This window comes from Mesorhizobium sp. M2C.T.Ca.TU.002.02.1.1, assembly GCF_003997225.1.
Genome location: NZ_RZTO01000933.1, coordinates 1 through 2,199, shown reverse-complemented (window position 1 = coordinate 2,199; position 2,199 = coordinate 1). Strand labels below are relative to the sequence as shown.

The 2,199-nt window shown below is 64.8% G+C and carries 2 protein-coding genes and 1 pseudogene; 2 read left to right on the top strand and 1 reads right to left on the bottom strand.

The annotated features are described in order from the left end of the window. The first annotated feature begins 272 nt into the window (after positions 1–272). A complete protein-coding gene (locus EOD07_RS31630; RefSeq protein WP_127238064.1) occupies positions 273–695 on the top strand; it encodes a DoxX family protein in 423 nt (140 codons plus the stop codon). Positions 696–817: 122 nt separating this feature from the next. Further along, a complete protein-coding gene (locus tag EOD07_RS31625) occupies positions 818–1,240 on the top strand; it encodes a DoxX family protein (RefSeq protein ID WP_127238063.1) in 423 nt (140 codons plus the stop codon). 28 nt (positions 1,241–1,268) lie between these two features. Here EOD07_RS31625 and EOD07_RS31620 read toward each other — a convergent pair. Then, positions 1,269–2,199, bottom strand: a pseudogene (locus EOD07_RS31620) (exopolyphosphatase); the annotation flags it as partial.

Genomic DNA, 2,199 nt, shown 5'->3' with positions numbered 1-2,199 from the left:
CCGCAGCGGCTGTTTTGACGTCACGGCATGGATCTTCGGGTCTGCGCCGCGTCGCTTCGCTCCCTGCTCCGCCCGTGGATGACGAAGCGATCGGGATTTTGCGGCAGTACAATTTACCTCCTCCACCTCATCTACCGACATGATTTTCGCGTCTGCTCGCGAATCCCGAAAACATCTGTCCTGTGAACAATGTGTTGCCACATAGGCGGCTTTTTGTGAACAGTCCCCATCGTTTATCTAACGGGCCATTCAACCCCGTTCGGAGAACCGCCATGTCCATCAACTCTTCCGTCGCCGGCAACGGCGCAGCATCCAACAGCTCCACCACGATCCTGCTCGGCCGCATCCTGCTTGCCGTCATCTTCCTGCTTTCCGGCTTCGGCAAGCTCACCGCCATTTCCGGCACCGCCGGTTATTTCGGCGCTCTCGGCCTGCCGGTGCCGACCGTAACCGCCGTCGTCGTCGGCCTGATCGAGCTGCTCGGCGGCCTTGCCATCCTCCTCGGCTTCCAAACCCGCATCGCCGCTTGGGTGCTGGCCATCTTCACGATCGCCACCGGGCTGGTCGCACACACCGGCTGGGCCGACCAGATGCAGATGATCCAGTTCCTCAAGAACCTCGCCATCACCGGCGGCTTCATTCTGCTCGCCTCGTCCGGCGCCGGCGCCTATTCGATCGATGCCAAGCGCGCCTGATCTTTCCTCCTAGGCTGCCAATACAAGCGGTGCGGAATTTTCCGCGCCGCTTTTTCGTTGCAGGCGTAGACTGCACCGGCCGCCGGCATCGGACAGACTGGACGCCGGCAAGGGAGGTGGCCATGTTTCGCAACGCGTTGCTTCTGGTCTCGCGGCTCCTTCTTGCCGCGCTCTTCGTGCCATCGGGCTTCCAGGCGCTCACCAATATCGGCGGCACGATCAACTATTTCGCCGGCCTCGGCCTGCCGCTGTCGACTTTGGCAGCCTGGGGCACCGGCCTGTTCGAGCTGATTGCCGGGCTTTTGATCCTCATCGGTTTCCAGACCCGGATCGTTGCGCTTCTGCTTGCCGCTTTCTGCGTGGTCGCCGGCTTCATAGGCCATTACGGCCAGGGCGGCGACGATGCGACCCTCGCCTTCCTGCACCAGCAGATGCTGATGAAGGACATCGCGATCGCAGGCGGCTTCCTCGCGCTCGCCATGGCCGGCGCCGGCGCATGGTCGGCCGACGGGCATGGCTTCGGCCTCGGCGCCGAGGTGACCTGACGCCCCGGCCCTATTTCCCCGAAACGGCCTATTTCACCGAAACGCTCGGCCCGCCCTCGACCGCCAGCACAAGGCGGCGGTTGGTGATGCGCGCGAGCTGCGCCAGCCGGCCAGCCGGCCGTTCGCCGTAAAGGTCGGCGAGCGAGGCAGGCAGCACCAGCGCCAGCGCGCCGTTGCCACGGCTTTCCCATTTTAGCCTCGGCATGACGCCCGGCATTGCCGCGGTGAGGAGATAGACCACACGCATCATCGCCGCCAGCACGCGGGCGCGCTCGAGCAGGCGCGGCGGCGCCAGCGCCTTGATCTCCGGCGCGATGCCGTCGTTGAAGACGCCGTCATGGCGATAGGCGTTGGCCAGGGCCAGATAGGCGCGGCCGGGGTGATCGACGCCGATGAAGGAGGCATGTGCGATGATGTTGAGCGACTGCCTGCCACGGTATTCCGGGTGCGCGCGCCAGCCGATATCGGCGAGCAGGCAGGCCGCGTGGCGATAGCGCGCCTCGTCCTCCGTCTCGTCGATGCCGAAGGCCTTGAATGCCGTTCCGGTCCATTCGACCAGATCGTGCGCATGATGTACCGAGCGCGAGCGCAACAGCGCCAGTTCCTCGGCGGCCGAGATCAGCGGGTCGGCTTTCTGCTCCTCGGCGTCGAGCAGCGAATAGAGGAAGCCCTCGCGCACGCCCTGCGCCGAAACGACGATCTTCGAGGGCTGCATCGCCGCCATGATCTCCTGGAGCACCACCGCGCCGTAGGGCAGAAGCGAACGGCGGTTCTTGGAGACGCCCTCGATGCCGCGCACCTTCTCGACCTCGCCTTTGGCCACCTGCTTCAGGAACGCCTGCGCGCTGTCGGCCGAAATCTCGTAGTGATGCATGACGCCGAGCGGATAGTTGGTCATCTCCATATGCAGCCTGGCGAGGTTTCGCCAGGTCCCGCCGACGGCATAGAAGACCCTGCCC